Raw genomic sequence first — 20,352 nt, forward strand, 5'->3', positions numbered from 1 at the left:
ACGGGATCATATGCATCGCTCATTTGGCGTCCCCGTCGCGGCCGCCGACGCGCCGCTCTTTCGTATCGTCCGCCCTCGCGCGTTTTGCGTCGACAAACGCCATCACATCGTCGGCGACCGGCGCAAGAAAATGCAGGAGCGGCGAAAACGCGCCGATGATCTCGCGATGCGTGACGCCGGGATAATATATGACGCGCGCTTCGCCGCCGGCGGCGTCTATGGCCGCGGCGAGCGCGCGGGTGTTTCTCGGCTTGACCGTCGTGTCGGCCTCGCCGGCAATAAGCAACGCCGGCGGCGCGTCGCGCGTGACATAGCGCAGCGGCTGACTGGCGGCGGCGTTTGCGGGAGCGCCAAAAACGCCGCGCAGCACGTCGCTGTCGATCGCGAAATCATAAGCGCCCGCGAGACCGATAAGGCCAGCAAGATCGCTCGACGGCGAGAGGCCGACGGCGGAGAGCCAGCGTTGATCGAAGGCGAGCATCGCCGCGATGTGTCCGCCCGCCGAATGGCCCATCAGAAAAATGCGCGAATGGTCGGCGCCAAGTCGTTTGGCGTTGTCGTGCGCCCATCGCAGCGCCCGCGCCGCGTCTTCCAGAAAAACTGGAAAGCGGGCCTGCGGATAGAGGCTGTAATCGGGAATGACGGCGATCACGCCGCGCGCGGCGAGCGCCGCGCCGACGAAGCGATAGTTCGCCTTTTCGCCAGACGACCATCGACCGCCGTAAAAGAAGACGATGAGCGGTCTCGGCGCCTCTGCATGATCGGGAAGGTAGACGTCGAGCTTTTCGCGGGGCCCGTCGCCATAGGGGATATCGTCGAGGAGACGATAGGACTGGACGCGCGCGACAAGATTGAGCGCGGCGCCCGGGTCGGCGACGGCCGCGCCGGCAAGAATGACAAGCGTCGCGACGAGCGCGCGCGAGCCGGTCGCATATCGCAGGAATCGTCGCATCCAAGGAGACGATAGCCGAAGCCGTCATCTCCTGCGACCGCGTATGAAAGAAAAGCGCCCGCGGCGCGGCGGGCGCTTTACATGAACGCCACAGCCTTCAGGCGGCCTTCGGCAGCGCTGACTTCGCCTGCACCACGATCGCCGCGAAGGCGTCGGGTTGATGGATGGCGAGTTCGGACAGGACCTTGCGATCGACCTCGACGCCCGCCTTGGCAAGCCCGTCGATGAAGCGCGAATAGGTCAGCCCGTGCTCGCGGACGGCGGCGTTGAGCCGCTGAATCCACAGCGCGCGGAATACGCGCTTCTTCGCCTTGCGATCGCGAGTCGCATATTGCATCGAGCGATCGACCGCGGCCTTCGCGGCGCGAATCGTGTTCTTGCGGCGGCCATAGAATCCTTTGGCGGCCTTGAAGGTCTTCTTGTGTTTGGCGTGAGCGGTGACGCCGCGCTTGACGCGAGCCATGACGAAACTCCTTTGCGGAAAAATGCGCTGCGGGATCAGCCGTTCGGCAGGAAGTATTTCTTGACGTTATCGCCGTCAGTTTTGAACAAGACGTTCGTGCCGCGCAGATTTCTGATCTGCTTGTTCGTCCGCTTGATCATGCCGTGGCGCTTGCCCTGCTGGGCGTAAACCACTTTACCGGTGCCGGTGATCTTGAAGCGCTTTTTCGCGCCCGATTTCGTCTTCAGCTTGGGCATTTTGCTCTCCTGGGCTCATGGCCCTTCGTTGTTTGCGCCGCACTGAACGAGTCCATCGGCGTCTATTCGCGCGAGCGAAAGAACCGCCACGGCAGCCCATCACTGGCCGGGCGGTTCTGTAGAGCGCGGTTTATTGCCTAACGCGGGGGAAAACGCAAGTCGCCCAAGCTTTGGGAAGGCCTGGAGTAGACTGCGCCCGTTCTTCGCGACATAGTCCGCCCGCCAAAGAAGGCTTCAATCGAGAAAAAAGCGAGTAAGACCGCCGCGACGCAAGGTTAAACTGAAGAAACGTCGTCATTTTCGTTAGGTTTGAAGAACAGTCGCCAAGCGCTAAGTCTCTCGCTGGAAACGATCCGGGGCGCATTATGAATATGCATGCATCTATGGGGACCGCGATTGCCGCGGAATGTCCGGTCAATTCTCATAACGAATGGGACCCATTGGAGGAGATCATCGTCGGGCGACTCGAAGGCTCGACAATTCCTTCCGACCACCCTGTCGTCACCTGCAACATCCCCGGCATGGCCGCGCGCGCACAGTCGCTCGCCGCCGGATTCCGTTTTCCGAAATTCATGATCGAGCCGGCGCAGCAGGAGCTCGACGGTTTTATCGCTTTGCTCGAATCGCTGGGCATTACGGTGACCCGGCCGGACGCGGTCAATCACAAGGCGAAGTTCTCGACGCCGAACTGGTCGTCGCGCGGCTTCTGCAACTCCTGTCCGCGCGACTCGATGCTGGTGTTCGGCGACGAAATTCTTGAAACGCCGATGGCCTGGCCATGCCGCTATTTCGAGACGCATTCCTATCGCGAGATCCTCAAGGACTATTTTCGGCGCGGCGCGCGCTGGACCTCGGCGCCAAAGCCGCAACTCACCGACGAACTCTTCGACCCCGACTTCAAATTGCCGGAGAAGGGCGAGGAAATTCGTTACATCCTTACCGAATTCGAGCCGGTGTTCGACGCCGCCGACTTCTTCCGTTGCGGCCGCGATATTTTCGTGACCCGCTCCAATGTCACCAATGCGATGGGAATCGACTGGCTGCGCCGCCATCTAGGCGAGGGCTATCGCATTCACGAGATCAAGAGCCGCTGCCCCAATCCCATGCATATCGACACGACGATCCTGCCTCTGGGGCCGGGCCGACTGCTCATCAATCCTGAATATATCAATCCGGATGAGTTGCCCGACATTTTGAAGAAATGGGACATTCTCGTCGCGCCCGAGCCCGATCCGATCAACGACCGAATCCTCGCCATCACCTCGATGTGCGGCAAATGGCTCAGCATGAACATTCTGATGATCGACGAAAAGCGCGTCATCGTCGATCCGCATCACACAAACATGATGCGGCAGATGGAGAAATGGGGCTACGAGCCGATCCCCTGCTCTTTCCTGCACTATGCGGCGTTCGGCGGCGCTTTCCATTGCGCCACGCTCGACGTGCGCCGGCGCGGAACGCTTGAGAGCTATTTCTAGATTGGCGCGACCGCGAAACGTTTGTCATTCTTGACGCACGTTTTCGCGCGATCGCGAATCCAAAGGGGCTTGCGCTCTATTTCATATCAACGCCGCCGAGCCGCAGGCCAACGATCCCCAAGATGATAAGCCCGATTGAGCCCAGGCGAAGGAACGTCGTCGGTTCATTAAAGAGATAGACGCCGACGAGCGTCGCCGCGGCGATGCTTGTGCCGGTCCATGCGGCGTAAGCCGTGCCTGCGGGGATTGTTTTTACCGCGAGGCCCAGGCATCCAACGCTCGCCGCCATGAAAAACAACATGATGAGTGAAGGCCAAAGCCGCGTGAATCCTTGCGCATATTTCATCCCGACGAGCCAGCCGACCTCGCAGATGCTGCCGATAAAGAGGATGATCCAGTCCATCTAACCGTCCTTGCCTGCTGTCGTCGTCGCCATTTGCCGCGCTGACGACTTGTGGATTTTGCGGCCCCGTCCGTCAAGGACCGCCAATTTGCATTTGGCTCGATGCCGCCCACATAGGCCGCAAGGAGCCTTCGTCATGAGAAAAGTTATCGACGTTTATCCCGCCCCCGACTCCATGCACTGGGTCGGCGACGGCTTTCCCGTACGTTCGCTTTTTTCGCACCACGCGCATGGCGAGCGCGTTAGCCCTTTCCTGCTGTTCGACTACGCCGGGCCTTTTGACTTTCCTCCAACCGCCAAGCGCCGCGGCGTCGGAGCGCACCCGCATCGCGGCTTCGAGACGGTGACGATCGTCTTGGACGGCGAAGTCGCGCATCGCGATTCGACGGGCGCCGGCGGACTTATCGGTCCCGGCGACGTGCAATGGATGCGCGCCGCCTCGGGCGTCGTTCATGAGGAATATCATTCCGAGAGCTTCGCCAAATCAGGTGGACGCTTCGAGGTCGTACAGCTTTGGGTCAATCTGCCGGCGCGTGAGAAGATGAGCCCACCGCGCTATCAGACCCTCCTCGACAAGGATATTCCGCGCGTCGATCTGCCAGACGACGCCGGGCTCGTGCGCGTCATCGCCGGCGAATTCGACGGCCATCGCGGGCCAGCGCAAACGGCGACGCCGATCGATCTTTGGGATGTGCGAATCGACGCTGGAAAGAGCGCCCGCTTTACGCTCCCCGAGGGGCATACGATCGTTGCCGCGATTCTCGAAGGAACGGTCGAAGTCAATGGCGAAAGAATCGCGCGCGCGACGGATGTCGTCGTGTTCGGCGAAGAAGGCGGAGAAATCGTCTTTGAGGCGAACAATGACGCGAAGCTCATCATCATGAGCGGCGAACCGATTGACGAGCCCGTCGCGCAGCAAGGGCCCTTCGTGATGAACACGCAGGACGAATTGCGTCAGGCCTTCGTCGATTATCAATCGGGACGCTTCGGCGCTATTACGCCGCAGGGCGGCTGATAAGCAGCGCCGCGTTCGTTATGCCCTGCGCGACGCCAGTCTCAACTCTTCGATCGTCGCCGCGAGAGAAGAGAACTCCACCGGCTTAGTGAGAAAAGCGTCGACTCCGGCGGCGCGCGCGGCGCGTTCATCTTCCTCGCGCGCGCTCGCCGTCAGCACCAATATGGGCGTGCGCGGCGCGCCGGCGCGCGCTTCAGCCTCGCGAATCCGAAGGCTCGCCTCGCGCCCATCGAAATCCGGCATGAAGAGATCCATGACGATCACGTCGTAAGGCGCGCCGGCGCCCTCGATCGCCTCGCGAGCGCGCTCAAGCGCCAGCGCGCCGCTTTCCGCCCGCGTCACCTTCGCGCCAAGCTTGGCGAGGTGACGCGTGAGAATAAGCGCGTTGATCTCATTGTCTTCGGCGACAAGCGCGTTGACCCCGGCGAGCGCCTGCGAGGGCGCGCCTTCGGCAGGCGCCGGCGCCTTGTCGGTCTCTTGTGAAAGCCGGGCAATAAGCGATGCGATCCGCACCGGCTTCACCAGCCAGCCATCGAAGTCGCACAGAGCGTCTTCGCCGAAGGCCCTCCGCTCAAGCGGCGAGAAGAGAAGGAACAACCGTCTCGCATGCGCAGCGCGAGCAATTTTCGCGAGCTCAGCGGTCCTGTGCGGACCAAGCGCGCAATCGACGATGACAACTTCGAAGGGTTTCTCGCAGCGACCTCGCAACGTTCCCGTCGCGTCTTCGGCTGCAACGATCTCCGCCTGCGCGCCGGCATGTTGCAAGCTCTCCGCGAGATAGGGCGCGTCAAATGCGCTTTGCGCGACGATCAGCGCCGTCAATCCGGAAAGGGGGGCCAGCGCGGGCGCTTCGCTTGTTGGCGGCGCAGGCAGCGTGAAGGCGAAAACGGACCCCCTGTCCGACGATTCCACAAGCGCGAGCGCGCCGCCCATCTTGGCGACGAGGCGTCTGGAGATGGCAAGGCCGAGGCCCGCGCCCGCCTGCGGGTGGTTTTCGGAAGGATCGGCCTGTTCGAATTCCTCGAAGATCGCTTCGCGCGCAGCATCCGGCACGCCAGGCCCGGTGTCGCGCACGGCGAAGCGCAGCCTGGCGCCTTCGCGCATGACGCGCACGCCGACGCCGCCGCGCTCAGTAAATTTCATCGCATTGCCTATAAGATTGACGAGCACCTGCCGAAGGCGGGCAGGATCGCCCAAAATTTCACGAGGCGCATCGGGCGAGATGACGCTCGCAAGCTCGAGTCCCTTCGCCATTGCGCGCGGCGCAAGCAATTCGACGACGCTTTCAACGAAGGGCGCCAGCGCAAAGGTCTCGCAGCGCAGCTCAAATTTGCCGGCTTCGATCTTTGAGAAATCGAGAATGTCGTCGATAAGCTGCGAGAGCGAGCGACTCGAATCTCCGATCGCTTCGACATAGCTCACTTGTTCGGCAGTGAGTCTGGTCATGGCGAGCAGTTGCGCGAGCCCCATAACGCCATTAAGCGGCGTGCGGAACTCGTGGCTGACTGCAGCCAGAAAGCGAGACTTCGCCAAGCTTGCAGCCTCTGCTCGGTCGCGGGCGGCGGCGGCCGCGCGCAGCTCCCAGATTTCGTCTCGCAGCGATTCAAGCTCGGCTTCGATTTGTTTTCGGCCACGCCGGCGCAAGGCAATAAAAATCGACGCGGCAAGCAGCAGGAGGGCAAGCTGCGCCGCAGCCAAAATCGCAATATGGTTTAAGGACATGCGCCTTATATCAGGCCGCAAGACGCCCCAATGCAAGCCCCGCGCGATAGGAAAGCGCCTCGGCGAGATGCGGCCTGCCGACGGAGTCGGCGCCGTCGAGATCGGCGATCGTGCGCGCGAGCTTCAAGACGCGGTGGAATCCGCGCGCAGTAAGGCCAAAACGCTCTGACGCGTCGCGGATCAGCGCGGTCCCTGCGCCGTCAAGCTTCGCCACGCGCTCGATGACAGCCGCGGGCGCGGCGGCGTTAGTGGCGACGCTTGGCAGAGAAAGGGCGTCATAGCGGGCGCGCTGAATCTCGCGGGCGCGCGCCACGCGGGCGGCGACCTGCCGCGAACCTTCACTCGGCGGCGGCAGCACGAGATCAGCGGCAGTCACGGCCGGCACTTCGATCTGCAAATCGAAACGGTCAAGCAGCGGACCGGAGAGCCGCGCCTGATATTGCGCGACACAGCGCTCATTGGGCTGGCGCCTGCAAGCGTAGCCGGGGTCCATCGCGTGACCGCAGCGGCAAGGATTCATCGCCGCGACGAGCTGGAAGCGCGCCGGATAGACGGCGCGATGATTGGCGCGCGACACCGCAATCTCGCCGGTTTCGAGCGGCTGACGAAGGCTGTCGAGAACTTGCGGCTGAAACTCCGGCAGTTCGTCGAGAAAGAGCACGCCGTGATGCGCGAGCGAAATCTCGCCGGGACGGGCATGAACGCCGCCGCCAACGAGAGCGGGCATCGAGGCGGAGTGGTGGGGCGCCCGAAAGGGCCGCCGGTCGGTGAGTTCGCCGCCAGCGATCTGTCCCGCCACCGAATGTATCATTGAGACTTCGAGCAATTCGCGCGGCGTCAGCGGCGGCAGGATCGAAGGCAGCCGCGCGGCGAGCATCGATTTTCCCGCGCCCGGAGGACCGCTCATGAGAAGATTGTGCCCGCCGGCTGCGGCGATCTCGAGCGCGCGCTTGGCGCTCTCCTGACCCTTGATGTCTGAGAGATCTGGCTGATCGACGGCGAGCTTGCGCACCGCCGGCTGAGGCCGCGCCAGAACTTGCGCGCCCTTGACGTGATTGACCAATTGGATGAGCGAGCGCGGCGCGAGCACCTCGATGTCGCTCGACGCCCAGGCCGCTTCCGGCCCGCATTCGCTCGGACAGATGAGCCCCAAGCCCCGAGCGTTGCCGGCGACGGCCGCCGGCAGGACGCCTGCGGTCGGCGTCAACGTTCCGTCGAGCGCAAGTTCGCCGAGCACGACGAATCCTTCGAGCGCGTCAGAGGGAATGGCGCCGATCGCCGCCATGACGCCGAGCGCGATCGGCACGTCGTAATGGCTGCCCTCCTTGGGCATGTCGGCGGGCGCGAGATTGACGGTAATGCGCTTGGCGGGCAGCGCGAGACCTGAGGCGATCAGCGCGGCGCGCACACGCTCGCGCGATTCCGCTACGGCCTTGTCGGCGAGCCCGACGACATTGAACACGACCGCGCCGCTCGAGATTTGCACCTGAACGTCGACGGGACGGGCCTCGACGCCTTCGAAAGCGACCGTCGCCACCCTCACCGCCATCACTCGCCCCCGAGCATTTCTTTCAGAGATATGCGTGAAAGCTTAGCTGGCGCTAAGGCGACAAGCAAGAACAATATGTGAACATTTCCGTCGCCAATAACCTAGTTTCAGGTTGGCAATTGTCAGGCCCAGGGTTGAACCCAGATAGTGGGAGGCGCGAACCCCGCGGATATGCGTGGCGGCGCCAGGGAAGAAGGAGATCCGGAATGAAATTGAGATCAGGTCTCGCGCTCATTTTTGCGGCGGCTTTGGCCGCTCCGGCCTATGCGGCCATGCCAGTGGCGCCAAATGGCTCGGCGGGCGCGCCGATCGTGCAGGTTTATGGCGGTTGCGGCCCTTATGGCCATCGCGGTCCGTATGGTGGCTGTCGCTGGGGCGGACAGTGGGGCGGCTACGGCATTGGTCGCGCCTGCCCGCCAGGGTTCCACCTCGGCCCTTACGGCCGCCGCTGCTGGCCGAATTACTAAAAGTCGGCATCAGAGACCGGGACGGACATCCGTCCCGGCGCACCGTATAGCGAGTCCCAAGACACGCTCAGCCCCGCGGCGTGACCCTGGAGGTAGCGTGGGGCAACTGCAGCGTCAGACATTTCGCGGCGCCGCCTGCCCTCATGAATTCGGAAAGCGGCGTGATCACGGGCGTGAAGCCGGCGTCGGTCAGCCGCGAGCGAAGACTATCGGAACAGGCGTTGAGGAAAACATGCCCGGCGACTTCGACGGCGTTGCAGGCGAATGCAAGCGCGTCTTTTTCGTCGACTTCGATCCGCTTCTCCGGCGGCACGATCGCGCGAATCGCCTCTTGTGACGGGATGTCGAACGCCGCCGGATAATACATCGTCCAGCCGCCGCTCAGTGGGCAGAAGCATGTATCGAGATGGTAAAAGCGCGCATCGACGAGCTCCAGCGCGATCACGCGCCGCCTGAACACTTTTTCCAGCTGCTTGGGCGCATCTTCGCCCGAGCGCCAGCCGTAGCCGCACCAGACAATGCCTCGCGCGTGATCGATAAGCGCGTCGCCGGCGCCTTCAAAGGGAACGTTCTGTGGCCAGTCGGCAATCGCATAGCCTTGCGCCTCGAACCATTCGCAAAACAGACGTTCTTCCGGCCGCCGCTGCTTGGCGTGAAATCGGCTCACCACAGCCTTGTCGCCAATCGCAAGCCCCGCATTGGCGGTGAAGACCATGTCCGGCAGGCCCGGCGTCGGCGCGACGAAAGCGATGTCGCTATGGGCCGCCAGATTGCGGCGCAAGTTTTCCCATTGCGCCTGAGCGCGCGGCAGCGTCGCTTGCCCGACTTGGTTCTCCATCCAGGGATTGATGACATAATCGACGCCGAAATGATCCGGCGCGCACATGAGGATAGCGCCGCGCGCAGGCCGCCGCGCCGCGTAATCTCCCGAGCGCTCTCGCGGCGAGAACTCCGCCACAGCGACGTCAGCGTCGAAGTCCACCGGCAAATTCCCTTGTCCTAAATGATTGTCCATCACGCAGCCTGTCCAGCTTTTATGAGAGTTGCGATGTCTTCCTGCTCCGCGTCGAGCGGATGCAACAGCGAAAACAGATCCTTCGGGTTTGCCGGCTCGGCGAGCAGATCGATCTTGCGGCCGACGCCAGTCTCCCACGCAAGATCGCGCAACAGCCGCAACATCGAAAAGTCCTCGACCGCGAAACCGACGCTGTCGAAGATGGTGATAGCCTCAGAGGAAGAACGGCCTGGCCGACGGCCGGCGAGAACTTCACGAAGCTCTGTCACCGGGTGCTCGGGATCGAGTTGCTGAATTTCGCCCTCGATGCGCGTCTGGGGCGCATATTCGACAAAGATCTCGGAGCGCAGCAGCAACTCGCGGGCAAGCTCTGTCTTGCCGGGGCAATCGCCGCCGACCGCGTTGATATGCACGCCAGGCGCAACCATGTCGTCGGTCAGAATAGTGGCGAGTTTCTTATCCGCCGTTATTGTCGTGACGATGTCGGCGCCAAACGCAGCGCTACGCGCATCGGCGCAACGAACGATCGTCAGGCCGAAGTCGGCCATGTTGCGCTCAAATTTGTCAATGGCCTCAGGATCGACGTCAAACACGCGGAGCCGGTCGACGCCCAGGACCGCATTGAAGGCGCAGGCCTGAAACTCCGACTGAGCGCCAAGGCCGATGAGGGCCATTACTTTGCTATCAGAACGCGCGAGATGCGCGGCGGCGAGCGCCGAAGTCGCGCCGGTGCGAAAGGCGGTGGCGAGCGTCATATCCGCGATCAGCGTCGGATAGCCGGTCGTGACGTCGGCCATTGCGCCAAAAGCGACGACGGTCTGCAGATTGAACTGCGTGTTGCCCGGATGGCCGTTGACGAATTTGAAGGCGAAAGCGTCGGCGTCGCTCGTCGGCATGAGTTCGATAACGCCGCGCGGCGAATGGTTGGCGTAGCGCGGGGATTTTTCAAATACGTCCCAGCGCGCAAAATCCTGACGCAGATAGTCGACGAGCCGCCGCCAGAAACGGCGCGCGCCTACTTCTCCAACGATGCGCGCGATGTCTCGCGCGCTCAGAAACGCCACCATGCCTTCTCCTTTGATCTGTGACGGAGAAAACCTAAAGCGCGGCGACGCTAATCAAAATCTCCAAAAGTTATCAAAATGCCTGCAGTCTTGTGAGAATTGCCATAAATATTGATCATTTCGCTAGAACGCCAAGCCAATGAACCCGAGCTATTAACCCAAGCCATGGACGACCTTGACCATAGATTGATCGCCTTACTGCGCACAGACGCGCGCGCCTCGCTCTCTCAGCTCGCCAAGGCGCTTGGCGTCTCGCGCGGAACAGTTCAGAACCGGCTCGACAAGCTGATCGCCGCCGACGTGATCCTGGGCTTTACGGTTCGGCTGAAGAATGCCGCCACGCCGGATCGAATCCGCGCGATCATGATGGTTGAAGTCTCCGGCAAGAACTCACGTCGCGTTGCGCATGAGTTGCGCGGGCTGCCTCAGATCCATGCGCTATTCAGCACTAACGGTCCTTTCGACCTCATCGCTGAAATCGAATGCGCCAATCTTGAGGAATTCGATCGCTTGCTGTCGAGCGTGAGAACGATCGAAGGAATCGCGAGAAGCGAAACCAGCCTGCTGCTCGCTCCCGCCTGAATTTTAAAAATGCGCTGAAGCCGCCGCTTTGGACTCGGCCTGGCCAGGTTGTTCATTACCTTCCGGCGCGCGCGGCAGCAAAACGCGCGCGATCAGACCATTGGGATGTCGGTCCAGCAACGACACGGACCCGCCGTGGTTCTCAACAAGCGAGCGCACGATCGATAGCCCGAGTCCAAAGCCGCTGTGCTGGTCGATCGTTCTTCCCGGCTGTCCGCGAACGAAAGGTTCAAAGGCGGTCTGCTTGGCCTCCGCTGAAATCCCTGGTCCGTCGTCGACGACGTCGATCTGAAGAAATCCCTCCTGACATTCCGCCAAAAAAATGTCCGCGGTCTTCGCGTGATGCGTCGCGTTTTCGACGAGATTAGTGAAGATGCGCTGAATGTCGCTGAGCGACCCGAAAATCATTTTATGGCCGTCGCCATGATAGGTGACGTTGTGCCCAAGATCGCAAAACTCGTCCGCGACCGTTTGCAGAACGCTGTCCAGATCAATGAGCGAACAATCGGACTTGTCGTCTCCTTCAGCGCGCAGATATTGAAGATTTTTGAAAAGCATCCCGTCCATGAGATCAATGTCGCGCATCATGCGCTGCTGGAGGCTCTCATCAGAAACGAACTCCGTTTTCAGCTTCAGCCGCGTGATAATCGTTCGCAAGTCATGGCTTACCGCCGCCAGCACATGAGCTCTCGCGGCGATCATCTTGCTGATGCGCGCCTGCATGCGGTTCAGCGAACGCGTCAGCTCGCGAACTTCCTGCGGACCTTGTTCAGCGAGCGGCGTTTTTGTATCGACGTCGTTTGGAATCTGCTCGGCATATTTCGCAAGTCGTTGGAGCGGCGCCATGATGGCGTTCAACGCCCAGAAAATGAAGATTGCAGTGAATATGATGAAGGACAGCGCGGTTCGCGCGCCCTGAGTCAGGATGAAGGGTTCATCCTCCGCATGTTGCCAAAGCCACCGCCATATCGAGCCCGGAGATTTCTGATGCTGCGAAATTGAAATGGTCGCATAGCCGCCTTTGCGCAATTCGACAGCGAGGACGCCGTAGTCTCCCGGAGCTGGACTGCCGACCTCGAACACGTCTGCGCCTTCCCACAAACGGGAATCGATATGGCGGATTTCGTTGTCGAAGGCGACGTCCCGGCCAGACGAATCATTCGCCGCCGGAGGCCGCGACTCTTGGATTTCGATATTGGCGTAGGGAACGGCATGAGAAAGCTCTGAAACGATCGTCGCTCGCTCCGATAGCGGCGCAACGTCCAACGCCAGGATTATGCCCGCAATAAAGTCGCCCTGGTCGACAATGTGGCGCCTGCCGAATACATGAACCATGCCAAGGACGATGGTTTGGAAGGCGACGATCGACACAAGAATGAGCAGCGTGATCTGCACGGCCAGCTTGTTGAGCGGGAAACGCCATCGTACGCTACTGGGCTTCATGCGCGGGCCACCTGCGTCGAAAAGATATAGCCTTCGGAGCGCACCGTCTGAATGAACGCGGGCTTCTTCGGATCCGCCTCTATCTTCTGTCGAAGCCGGCTGATCAGGACGTCGATGCTGCGCTCGAAAGGACCGGATGTCGGGCCATGTGTCATGTTGATCAGCTGCTCGCGGGTCAACACCCGGTTCGGATTTTCGCATAAAGCATGCAACAGATCGAATTCGGCGCCGGTCATTGCGACCTTCATTCCGCAAGGCGCGACGACTTCTCGGGCGAGCACGTCGACGCGCCAACCTGAGAAAAGATAGGCCTGCCGAACCGTGCGCCCATCGACGGGGCTCGGGGCCTCGGTTCGCCTCAAGACGGCGCGGATGCGCGCCAGCAGTTCGCGCGAATTAAACGGCTTAACAATGTAATCGTCGGCCCCTAACTCGAGCCCCAAGATCTTATCGATATCCTCGGATTGCGCCGTCAGAATAATTATCGGAATGCGTCGTTCGGAACGCACGCGTCGACAGATCGAGAGACCGTCTTCGCCAGGCAGATTGAGATCAAGAATAAGCAGGTCATATGCGCCCGCGCCGAAAGCGGCGTCCATTTCCTGGGCGTTTGAAGCCACCTTTGTTTGGATATCGTGCGCCGCGAGATAGAGCGAGATGAACTCGCCGATTTCGGCGTCGTCTTCGACGATCAGGATTGAAACGGGAGAAGTCAAAGGGCGCGCGATCGCTTTCGTTGAGGTGGGCGCAAATTAATAAGGCAATATTTCTAAAGTGTTTCCAGCAAAAAATCGGCCTCAGCGCGCGGCGTTTGAACGCCTTTCGGACTTCTGACCGAGTAGCGTCCTAATTCAGAAAGGAACCGGAAACAATCTGTGCGCTGCGAAAAGATGGAGAAACACCCGATCGGATGGGCTGTCCTATGGTGCTGCCGCGCCGAGAAACCGGCGCTGAATTCCCATCCTGCCTTAACCTCATCAGTTGCAAGGACGAAGCATGAAGAGCAAGGCTCACGCTCTTCCGGATGGTTTGGAAGCGGCCGCGGTCGACGCGAATGGCTCCCATCTCTCCGGCTCACCGGCGCACGCCGAATGGCGCGCTTCTTGCGGTGAAGACTCGGCCGATGCCGAGCAGCTTTCCCTCCCGACGGGTCAAGGCCCAGTCCCCAAGATTAAGAGCCAACACGATATGACCAAGGCGGTTTCAACCCGCTTCATTCCAAAAAGCGGGATCGCCGGATTGGTCGAAAACTGGCGAGCGGACATCTTGTCCGGTTTCCTGGTCTTTCTCATTGCCCTGCCGCTGTGCCTCGGCATTTCGATGGCGTCGGGCTTTCCCCCGCAGGCGGGCATCATCACGGCGATCGTTGGGGGCCTGCTCGTCTCGCGCATCAACGGCTCCTTCGTGACCATCACAGGTCCGGCGGCAGGCCTCATCGTGGTCATTCTCGACTCGGTGCAGGCGCTCGGCGGCGGCGACGCCAAGGCCGGCTACCACTACACCTTGGCGGCGATCGTGTGCGCCAGCGTCATCCAGACGCTGATGGGCCTGATGAAGGCCGGCAAGATGAGCGCCTTTTTCCCGTCCTCCGCCGTGCATGGCATGCTGGCGGCGATCGGCATCATCATCATGGCCAAGCAGATTCACGTCATGCTCGGCGTGAAGCCAGACGCGCAGAGTCTCTTTGCGACGATTGGCGCGATCCCGGCGAGCATTCGAGATATGAATCCGGAGGTCGCGATCATTGGCGGCCTTGGACTGCTCATCCTGATCGCCTGGGCGGTTGTGAAGAACCGCCGCCTAAAAATGATTCCGGCGCCGATCATCGTCGTGATCGTCGGCATGGCGCTCGCGCAATATTTCGATCTCGATGACGAGCACATCTATCTCTTCCTGCCGGACAATCAGTTCCTGCCGCATCATGAGTTCACGATCGGGCCAAAGTTTCTGGTCTCCATCCCGCAGAACTTTCTGTCCGGCTTCGCCTTCCCGAATTTCTCGTTGATCGGCACAGGCGTGTTCTGGCAACAGGTCTTTGCCATCTGTCTCGTTGGAAGCCTGGAAAGCTTGCTCAGCGCAGCGGCGGTTGATAAGCTTGATCCCTACAAGCGGACTTCCGATCTCAACCGCGACATCGCCGCGGTTGGCGTCGGCAACATCATCTGCGGCTTGATTGGCGGTATGCCGATGATCGCCGAAATCGTCCGCAGCTCGGCCAACGTGAATAATGGCGCACGCACGGGATGGGCGAACTTCTTCCACGGATTGTTCCTGCTGATCTTCGTCGCGGCCTTTCCAAGGGTCATTCACGAGATTCCGCTGGCCTCGCTCGCGGCGCTCCTGGTGTTTACCGGCTATCGTCTTGCGTCTCCGCTCGAGTTCAAGAAGACGCTGGCGATCGGCTGGGACCAGCTTGCCGTTTTCATGATCACGATCATCGGCGTGCTGGCGACCGATCTCTTGATTGGCGTCGCGATCGGCATCGTCGCCGAGTTCCTGTTCCACGTGTGGCGCAGCGTCAATTGGAAACAGGTCTTCAAACTGCATCGCGACATCGTGGAGACCGAGCCCGGCGTCTACCTGGTGAAAATTGGCGGCGCCGCCTTCTTCGCCAATTATCTTGCGCTCAAGGGCGATCTTGCGAAGCTCCCGAAGGGTAAGACCGTCATCTTTGATCTCTCAGAGTCTTGGTGCGTTGATCATACGGTCATGGAAAACCTCCATCACTTCTGCGAGGATTATGAAGCAAATGGCGGGCATGCGGAAATCTGCGGGCTCGATCAGCACGTCGCGACATCCAAGCATCCTCTGGCGCCGCGAAAGCGCTGCGCCTAGTTCCTGAAGTTCGCTCACGCGTGTCCGACGACCATAAGGTCGACTCGAAGGTGAAAGCATGCCGCTCTACTTAGCGCTGATCTGCGTCGGCGCGCTGCTCGCCGTCAGCGTTTACGCCATCGTCCAAAGGCGAAACCCTGACATAAGCCGCAATGTCTATCGTCTTTGCATCGCATTGTGCGGCGTCCTCTTCCTCGCAGCGGTCATGCCGAGAGGCGCCCACGTCGTTTCGACGACTCTGCCGCTCGGCTTGCCCTGGATCGGCATGCATTTTCGTATCGACGTGCTGAGCGCCTTTTTTCTCGCGGTGGTCAATCTCGGCGGCGCGGCGGCAAGCGCCTATGCGATCGGCTATGGCGCGCATGAGAAAGATCCTATGCGCGTTCTACCGTTCTATCCTGCGTTTCTCGCAGGCATGAACGTCGTCGTGCTTGCAGATGACGCCTTCGCCTTTCTCGTCGCTTGGGAGTTCATGTCGCTTGCGTCATGGGCGCTGGTGCTGACGCATCACCACGAAGCCGAAAATAGGCGCGCTGGTTTCGTCTATCTGTTGATGGCGAGTTTTGGCGGTTTCGCGCTGCTGATGGCGTTCGGCGTGCTCGGAGGCGTCGGCGGAGCCTACGACTTCGCCTCCATCCGCGAATCCACGAAGGAGGCCTGGAAATCGGGTCTCATTCTCGCCCTCGCCATGGTTGGAATGGGCTCCAAAGCCGGACTCGCGCCTCTGCATATCTGGCTGCCGCTCGCGCATCCTGCGGCGCCGAGCCACGTCTCGGCGCTGATGAGCGGCGTCATGACGAAGGTCGCCGTCTATGGCTTTATTCGCGTGGTTTTCGATCTGCTCGGGCCGCCGGCTTTCTGGTGGTCGGTCGAGCCAATGACCTTTGGCGCGGCGAGCGCGCTGATCGGCGTTCTCTTCGCCACGATACAGAGCGATTTGAAGAAGCTTCTGGCTTACAGCACGATTGAAAATATCGGAATCATCTTCATCGCGCTCGGACTGGCGTTAGCCTTCAAAGCGAACGGCCTTGCGCTGCCGGCGGCGCTCGCCTTCACCGCGGCGCTGTTCCACGTTTTTAATCACTCGCTGTTTAAGAGCCTCCTGTTCTTCGGCGCTGGGGCCGTATTGAGCGGGAGCGGCGAAAGAAGCATCGAGCGCCTCGGCGGCCTCATCCACTCAATGCCAAAAACGGCGTTTCTGTTTCTCGGCGGCTGCGTCGCCATCTCCGCCTTGCCGCCGCTGAATGGCTTCGTTTCCGAATGGCTGGTGTTTCAAGCGATCCTGCTCAGCCCATCGCTGCCGCAATGGACCGTAAAGCTTCTCGTTCCCGCTATCGGCGTGGCGCTGGCGCTGAGCGCGGCGCTTGGCGCTGGCTGTTATATCCGCGCCTATGGCGTCGCTTTCCTTGGCCGCCCGCGCAGCGAAGCCGCGCGCGTTGCGCAAGACCCTGATCGCTGGTCTCTCGGAACGATGGCGGCCTTGCTGGCGCTTTGCCTTCTCGCTGGCCTGCTGCCCAGCCTTCTCATCGACACGATTTCACCGGCGGCGAAGGACTTTGTCGGCGGCCGCATGCCCGCGCAGGCGGAGCTTGCGTGGCTCTCGATCGCGCCTATTGCCCAAAGCCGCAGTTCCTATAATGGACTTCTGGTCTTCGTCTTCATTCTCTTCTCAGCCTATTCGGCGAAATGGGTCATCCACAAATTCGGTTCATCACGCTCGCGGCGCGCGCCGGCTTGGGACTGCGGTTACATCGAGAAGAGCCCCACCACGCAATATACGGCCAGCAGCTTTGCACAGCCGATCCGACGCACGCTCGGCGTCATCGCCTTCTCGGTGAGGGAGCGTCTCGACATGCCGGCCCCGGGCGAAATGCGCGCCGCGCGCCTGAGCGTCGATATCAAGGATCGAATCTTCGACTATCTCTACGCGCCGCTCACGCGGGCGGTTGAAACCTGCGCCTCCGGACTGAACATCCTCGGTCTTCTGTCGATCCAGGAATATCTCGCGCTCGTCTTCGGCGCCCTCGTCTTCCTGCTGGTCCTGGTGGCGATATGACCTTTCTCTTCGATCTCATGGCGCAGGGCGTCCAAATGCTTTTGGTGCTTGCGCTGGCGCCGCTGCTCATCGGCTTCATCAGAAAGATGAAGGCGCGTCTTCTGCGCCGCAAGGGGCCGCCGATCATTCAGCCCTGGCGCGACCTCATTAGGCTGCTGCGTAAGGAAGTTGTTCTTGCTGAAAATGCGTCGTGGCTCTACCGCTCCGCGCCCTATCTGATTTTCGCGATGACCTGGGTCGCAGCGTCGCTCGCGCCCACTTTCGCCACAGGTCTGATGTTCAGCTGGTCGGCCGATCTCATCGCCATTATCGCCTTACTTGGCAGCGCCCGCTTTTTCCTTGCGCTCGCCGGCATGGACATCGGAACGAGTTTCGGCGGCATTGGTTCGAGCCGCGAGGCGATGTTCGGCTCGCTGGCGGAGCCGGCCACGATCATGATCGTCTTCACCGTCTCCTACATCGCCGGAACCACGCAGCTTTCAGAAATCGCGGCCTTTATGGCCGCCAATTTGGAGTTGCGCGCATCGGTCGGCATGGCGCTCGTTGGTCTGCTCATCGTCGCCATCGCAGAGAATGGACGCGTGCCCGTCGACAATCCAGCGACCCATCTGGAGCTGACGATGGTGCATGAAGCGATGGTTCTCGAATATTCGGGACGCTATCTTGCGCTTATCGAACTCGCTTCGGCGCTCAAGCTGCTCCTTTATATCTCGCTGATTGCCTGCGTCTTCTTCCCTGTTGGCCTCGCCACGCATGATGCGGACCTGCACACGATGGCCATCGGTCTGGGCGCATACATCCTAAAGCTTGCGATCGGCGGCGGCGCACTCGCGCTGTTCGAGACTTCCACAGCCAAGATGCGCGTCTTCCGCGTGCCCGACTTTCTCGGCGCTGGGCTGATGCTCGGTCTCCTCGCGACATTGCTTGTTTTTGTGACAAGGAATCTCTGATGGACCTTCTGACAATCGACATCGCCCATGTGCTCGCCGGCGCGCTGGTGCTGACGAGTTTCATGCTGCTCTACCAGGACCGGCTGTCAGGGCTCATCAATATCTACACTCTGCACGCCGTCGTTCTGTCGCTGTCGGTCGCTTGGCAGGCATATTATCAGGATGCGCCGCACCTCTATGTAACGGCGGGGATTGCAGTGATTTTCAAGGCCGTCATCATACCCTTCAGTCTTCGCCGCATCATCGAACGACTGCGCATCCATCGTACCGTTGAAGTCGTCGGCGGCGTCGGGGTCACCATGCTCATCGGCATATTCCTCACGGCGCTGTCTCTGGTCGTGATGCTGCCGGCGACGGCCTCTGCGGACCCGCTGGCGCGGGAAGATATCGCCTTCGCTCTGGCGATCGTGCTGCTGGGTCTGTTGATGATGGTGACGCGACGTAACGCGGTCAGCCAGATCATCGGCTTCATGTCGCTCGAAAACGGGTTGATTCTCGCCGCCGCGGGCGCGCATGGCATGCCGCTCGTCGTCGAGATCAGCGTCGCTTTCTCGATCCTGATCGCCTTCATCGTGATCGGGATCTTCCTGTTCCGCATTCGCGAACGATTTGACAACGTCGATCTTTTCGAACTCGATCGCGTGCGCGGAGGGCGCTCATGAGCTCCAATCTCTTCATGGTCTCGAACGCGCTTATTGGCATTCCCGCCGCGGCGGCCATTGCGGTCGCGCTCGAACCCGAATACCGCCGATCGGCGATCATCAATGTCTGCGCCTCCGGCGCGACATTTCTTTTCGCGCTTGTTCTTTTAATTGTTGAGCCTGAGAGCAGCGATTATCTCTTCGTCGACGATCTCAACATCGTCTTCGTCGTTCTCTCGACCTTCATTGGTTTCACCACGAGCGTCTACAGCGCGAGCTATATCGACCACGAGATTGAAACTGGCCGCCTGACCCCAGCGAACGTGCGCTTCTACCACGCGATGTATCAGTCGCTGATGGGCGCGATGAATCTGGCGCTGCTTGCGAGCAACATCGGCCTCATGTGGGTCGCGGTCGAAGTCGCCACCCTGACCACCGTCTTGATGGTCGGCATCTACCGCACGCCGCATGCGCTTGAAGCCGCCTGGAAATATTTCATCCTCGGCAGCGTTGGCATTGCGCTGGCGCTCTTCGGAACGATCCTCATTTACATGGCGGCTGAGCCCGTGCTGGGTCAGGGCTACGACGCCATGGTTTGGAAGACGCTGATGCAGCAGGCGTCGCGGTTCGATCCCCGCATGCTCAACGTCGCCTTTGTCTTCTTGATGCTCGGCTACGGCACGAAAGTCGGCTTGGCGCCGATGCACGCCTGGCTTCCAGATGCGCACGCGGAAGGCCCGACGCCGATCTCGGCAGTTTTGTCGGGCCTTCTCCTCAATGTCGCGCTTTATGCGGTGCTGCGGTTCAAGATGCTGCTGACCGCCAATGCGGCGGCGATCACGCCGGGGCCGCTGATGATCACCCTCGGCCTCGCCTCGCTCATCATGGCGGCTTTCATGCTCTACCGCCGTGACGACATCAAACGGCTCTTCGCTTACTCCTCCATCGAGCACATGGGCATCATCGCCTTCGCCTTCGGCATGGGCGGCCCCCTCGCCAATTTCGCCGGTCTGCTGCATATGACCATGCATAGCCTGACAAAGTCCGCGATCTTTTTCTCCGTCGGCCATATCGCGCAGGCCAAGGGAACGCAGAAGATCGCTGAGATCAGGGGACTGACGCAGAGCCAGCCGGCGCTCGGCTGGACCCTCGTTGCCGGAGTCGTGGCGATCATCGGCTTACCGCCCCTCGGCATCTTCATGAGCGAATTTCTGGTCGTGAGCTCGACCTTCGCACGCCAGCCGCTCCTCGCGATTCCGCTGGTTTTCGGTCTCCTTCTCGCCTTCGGCGCCTTGCTGCTGCGACTCACCGGAATGGCGTTCGGCGAGCCGAGCCGGGATGCAGGCGAAGTGAAGGCTTCGATGTTGCCGCTCTATGCGCATCTTTCGCTTGTGCTGCTCGCCGGTCTCTATTTGCCGTCTCACCTGGTGGCCTGGTTCCAGAACGTCGCGCGCCTCTTGGGTTGAGCACGAAGGATGAAG

At 60.9% G+C, this 20,352-nt stretch carries 19 protein-coding genes; 9 read left to right on the forward strand and 10 right to left on the reverse strand.

Features of this window, described 5'->3' with window-relative positions; translation table 11 throughout:
• Positions 1-19: 19 nt before the first annotated feature.
• The 3 genes from FEV16_RS06375 to rpmI all read right to left on the reverse strand — a co-directional run bounded on the left by FEV16_RS06375 (position 20) and on the right by rpmI (position 1,651).
• Complete coding sequence (locus FEV16_RS06375; protein WP_138166800.1) at positions 20-952, reverse strand: alpha/beta hydrolase; 933 nt, start codon at positions 950-952, stop codon at positions 20-22.
• 97 nt (positions 953-1,049) lie between these two features.
• Positions 1,050-1,415, reverse strand: a complete 366-nt coding sequence (gene rplT / locus FEV16_RS06380) for a 50S ribosomal protein L20 (RefSeq protein ID WP_138166801.1) — start codon at positions 1,413-1,415, stop codon at positions 1,050-1,052.
• 35 nt (positions 1,416-1,450) lie between these two features.
• The gene (gene rpmI / locus FEV16_RS06385; RefSeq protein ID WP_014890449.1) at positions 1,451-1,651 is read right to left on the reverse strand and encodes a 50S ribosomal protein L35; all 201 of its coding nucleotides are present in this window, start codon (positions 1,649-1,651) and stop codon (positions 1,451-1,453) included.
• Positions 1,652-2,016: 365 nt separating this feature from the next.
• On the opposite strand from rpmI, the gene FEV16_RS06390 reads away from it, so the two are divergent.
• Positions 2,017-3,129, forward strand: a complete 1,113-nt coding sequence (locus FEV16_RS06390; protein WP_138166802.1) for an amidinotransferase — start codon at positions 2,017-2,019, stop codon at positions 3,127-3,129.
• A gap of 76 nt (positions 3,130-3,205) precedes the next feature.
• Here FEV16_RS06390 and FEV16_RS06395 read toward each other — a convergent pair whose 3' ends face one another.
• Positions 3,206-3,532 carry a multidrug efflux SMR transporter gene (locus tag FEV16_RS06395; RefSeq protein ID WP_138166803.1) on the reverse strand — a complete coding sequence of 109 codons (327 nt, stop codon included), beginning with the start codon at positions 3,530-3,532 and terminating at the stop codon, positions 3,206-3,208.
• Between the two features lie 136 nt (positions 3,533-3,668).
• Here FEV16_RS06395 and FEV16_RS06400 point away from each other — a divergent pair, with 136 nt between their 5' ends.
• Positions 3,669-4,547 carry a pirin family protein gene (locus FEV16_RS06400; protein WP_138166804.1) on the forward strand — a complete coding sequence of 293 codons (879 nt, stop codon included), beginning with the start codon at positions 3,669-3,671 and terminating at the stop codon, positions 4,545-4,547.
• 18 nt (positions 4,548-4,565) lie between these two features.
• On the opposite strand, the gene FEV16_RS06405 is transcribed toward FEV16_RS06400, so the two are convergent.
• A complete protein-coding gene (locus tag FEV16_RS06405; RefSeq protein ID WP_138166805.1) occupies positions 4,566-6,269 on the reverse strand; it encodes an ATP-binding protein in 1,704 nt (567 codons plus the stop codon).
• Positions 6,270-6,279: 10 nt separating this feature from the next.
• The gene (locus tag FEV16_RS06410) at positions 6,280-7,818 is read right to left on the reverse strand and encodes a YifB family Mg chelatase-like AAA ATPase (protein WP_138166806.1); all 1,539 of its coding nucleotides are present in this window, start codon (positions 7,816-7,818) and stop codon (positions 6,280-6,282) included.
• A 206-nt stretch (positions 7,819-8,024) separates the two neighbouring features.
• Here FEV16_RS06410 and FEV16_RS06415 point away from each other — a divergent pair, with 206 nt between their 5' ends.
• Complete coding sequence (locus FEV16_RS06415; RefSeq protein WP_138166807.1) at positions 8,025-8,285, forward strand: hypothetical protein; 261 nt, start codon at positions 8,025-8,027, stop codon at positions 8,283-8,285.
• A 67-nt stretch (positions 8,286-8,352) separates the two neighbouring features.
• On the opposite strand, the gene FEV16_RS06420 is transcribed toward FEV16_RS06415, so the two are convergent.
• Positions 8,353-9,300, reverse strand: coding sequence for an arginine deiminase-related protein (locus FEV16_RS06420; RefSeq protein WP_138166808.1), 948 nt, complete (start codon positions 9,298-9,300; stop codon positions 8,353-8,355).
• Positions 9,300-10,367, reverse strand: coding sequence for an ornithine cyclodeaminase (locus tag FEV16_RS06425; RefSeq protein ID WP_138166809.1), 1,068 nt, complete (start codon positions 10,365-10,367; stop codon positions 9,300-9,302). Before FEV16_RS06425 ends, FEV16_RS06420 begins: the two co-directional genes overlap by 1 nt.
• A gap of 162 nt (positions 10,368-10,529) precedes the next feature.
• On the opposite strand from FEV16_RS06425, the gene FEV16_RS06430 reads away from it, so the two are divergent.
• Complete coding sequence (locus tag FEV16_RS06430; protein WP_138166810.1) at positions 10,530-10,946, forward strand: Lrp/AsnC family transcriptional regulator; 417 nt, start codon at positions 10,530-10,532, stop codon at positions 10,944-10,946.
• A gap of 3 nt (positions 10,947-10,949) precedes the next feature.
• Here the strand turns inward: FEV16_RS06430 and FEV16_RS06435 are convergent, their stop codons facing one another.
• Both FEV16_RS06435 and FEV16_RS06440 read right to left on the reverse strand, forming a co-directional pair.
• Positions 10,950-12,389, reverse strand: a complete 1,440-nt coding sequence (locus tag FEV16_RS06435) for an ATP-binding protein (protein WP_138166811.1) — start codon at positions 12,387-12,389, stop codon at positions 10,950-10,952.
• Entirely contained in the window at positions 12,386-13,105 is a 720-nt protein-coding gene (locus tag FEV16_RS06440; RefSeq protein ID WP_138166812.1) for a response regulator transcription factor, read from the reverse strand. Before FEV16_RS06440 ends, FEV16_RS06435 begins: the two co-directional genes overlap by 4 nt.
• A gap of 472 nt (positions 13,106-13,577) precedes the next feature.
• On the opposite strand from FEV16_RS06440, the gene FEV16_RS06445 reads away from it, so the two are divergent.
• Genes FEV16_RS06445 through FEV16_RS06465 form a run of 5 tightly spaced genes read left to right on the forward strand, consistent with a single transcriptional unit; the run spans position 13,578 to position 20,337 of the window.
• Entirely contained in the window at positions 13,578-15,224 is a 1,647-nt protein-coding gene (locus FEV16_RS06445; protein ID WP_138166869.1) for a SulP family inorganic anion transporter, read from the forward strand.
• 58 nt (positions 15,225-15,282) lie between these two features.
• Entirely contained in the window at positions 15,283-17,280 is a 1,998-nt protein-coding gene (hyfB, locus tag FEV16_RS06450) for a hydrogenase 4 subunit B (protein ID WP_138166813.1), read from the forward strand.
• Positions 17,277-18,230: an NADH-quinone oxidoreductase subunit H gene (locus tag FEV16_RS06455; RefSeq protein ID WP_138166814.1), complete on the forward strand. Its 954-nt coding sequence runs from the start codon at positions 17,277-17,279 to the stop codon at positions 18,228-18,230. The genes hyfB and FEV16_RS06455 overlap by 4 nt, the downstream gene beginning before the upstream one ends.
• A complete protein-coding gene (locus FEV16_RS06460) occupies positions 18,230-18,892 on the forward strand; it encodes a hydrogenase-4 component E (RefSeq protein ID WP_138166815.1) in 663 nt (220 codons plus the stop codon). Before FEV16_RS06455 ends, FEV16_RS06460 begins: the two co-directional genes overlap by 1 nt.
• A complete protein-coding gene (locus FEV16_RS06465) occupies positions 18,889-20,337 on the forward strand; it encodes a hydrogenase 4 subunit F (protein WP_138166816.1) in 1,449 nt (482 codons plus the stop codon). Before FEV16_RS06460 ends, FEV16_RS06465 begins: the two co-directional genes overlap by 4 nt.
• The last annotated feature ends 15 nt before the right edge of the window (positions 20,338-20,352 follow it).

Source organism: Methylocystis sp. B8 (assembly GCF_005771425.1).
Lineage (GTDB): Bacteria > Pseudomonadota > Alphaproteobacteria > Rhizobiales > Beijerinckiaceae > Methylocystis.

Bases quoted from the DNA above. Each gene is read 5' to 3' on its own strand.
- FEV16_RS06405 (WP_138166805.1), bottom strand. From the start codon at position 6,269: ATGTCCTTAAACCATATTGCGATTTTGGCTGCGGCGCAGCTTGCCCTC.
- FEV16_RS06460 (WP_138166815.1), top strand. From the start codon at position 18,230: ATGGACCTTCTGACAATCGACATCGCCCATGTGCTCGCCGGCGCGCTG.
- hyfB (WP_138166813.1), top strand. From the start codon at position 15,283: ATGCCGCTCTACTTAGCGCTGATCTGCGTCGGCGCGCTGCTCGCCGTC.
- FEV16_RS06415 (WP_138166807.1), top strand. From the start codon at position 8,025: ATGAAATTGAGATCAGGTCTCGCGCTCATTTTTGCGGCGGCTTTGGCC.
- FEV16_RS06430 (WP_138166810.1), top strand. From the start codon at position 10,530: ATGGACGACCTTGACCATAGATTGATCGCCTTACTGCGCACAGACGCG.
- FEV16_RS06455 (WP_138166814.1), top strand. From the start codon at position 17,277: ATGACCTTTCTCTTCGATCTCATGGCGCAGGGCGTCCAAATGCTTTTG.
- FEV16_RS06425 (WP_138166809.1), bottom strand. From the start codon at position 10,367: ATGGTGGCGTTTCTGAGCGCGCGAGACATCGCGCGCATCGTTGGAGAA.
- rpmI (WP_014890449.1), bottom strand. From the start codon at position 1,651: ATGCCCAAGCTGAAGACGAAATCGGGCGCGAAAAAGCGCTTCAAGATC.
- FEV16_RS06465 (WP_138166816.1), top strand. From the start codon at position 18,889: ATGAGCTCCAATCTCTTCATGGTCTCGAACGCGCTTATTGGCATTCCC.
- FEV16_RS06445 (WP_138166869.1), top strand. From the start codon at position 13,578: ATGACCAAGGCGGTTTCAACCCGCTTCATTCCAAAAAGCGGGATCGCC.
- FEV16_RS06400 (WP_138166804.1), top strand. From the start codon at position 3,669: ATGAGAAAAGTTATCGACGTTTATCCCGCCCCCGACTCCATGCACTGG.
- FEV16_RS06390 (WP_138166802.1), top strand. From the start codon at position 2,017: ATGAATATGCATGCATCTATGGGGACCGCGATTGCCGCGGAATGTCCG.
- rplT (WP_138166801.1), bottom strand. From the start codon at position 1,415: ATGGCTCGCGTCAAGCGCGGCGTCACCGCTCACGCCAAACACAAGAAG.
- FEV16_RS06420 (WP_138166808.1), bottom strand. From the start codon at position 9,300: ATGGACAATCATTTAGGACAAGGGAATTTGCCGGTGGACTTCGACGCT.
- FEV16_RS06410 (WP_138166806.1), bottom strand. From the start codon at position 7,818: ATGGCGGTGAGGGTGGCGACGGTCGCTTTCGAAGGCGTCGAGGCCCGT.
- FEV16_RS06395 (WP_138166803.1), bottom strand. From the start codon at position 3,532: ATGGACTGGATCATCCTCTTTATCGGCAGCATCTGCGAGGTCGGCTGG.
- FEV16_RS06435 (WP_138166811.1), bottom strand. From the start codon at position 12,389: ATGAAGCCCAGTAGCGTACGATGGCGTTTCCCGCTCAACAAGCTGGCC.
- FEV16_RS06375 (WP_138166800.1), bottom strand. From the start codon at position 952: ATGCGACGATTCCTGCGATATGCGACCGGCTCGCGCGCGCTCGTCGCG.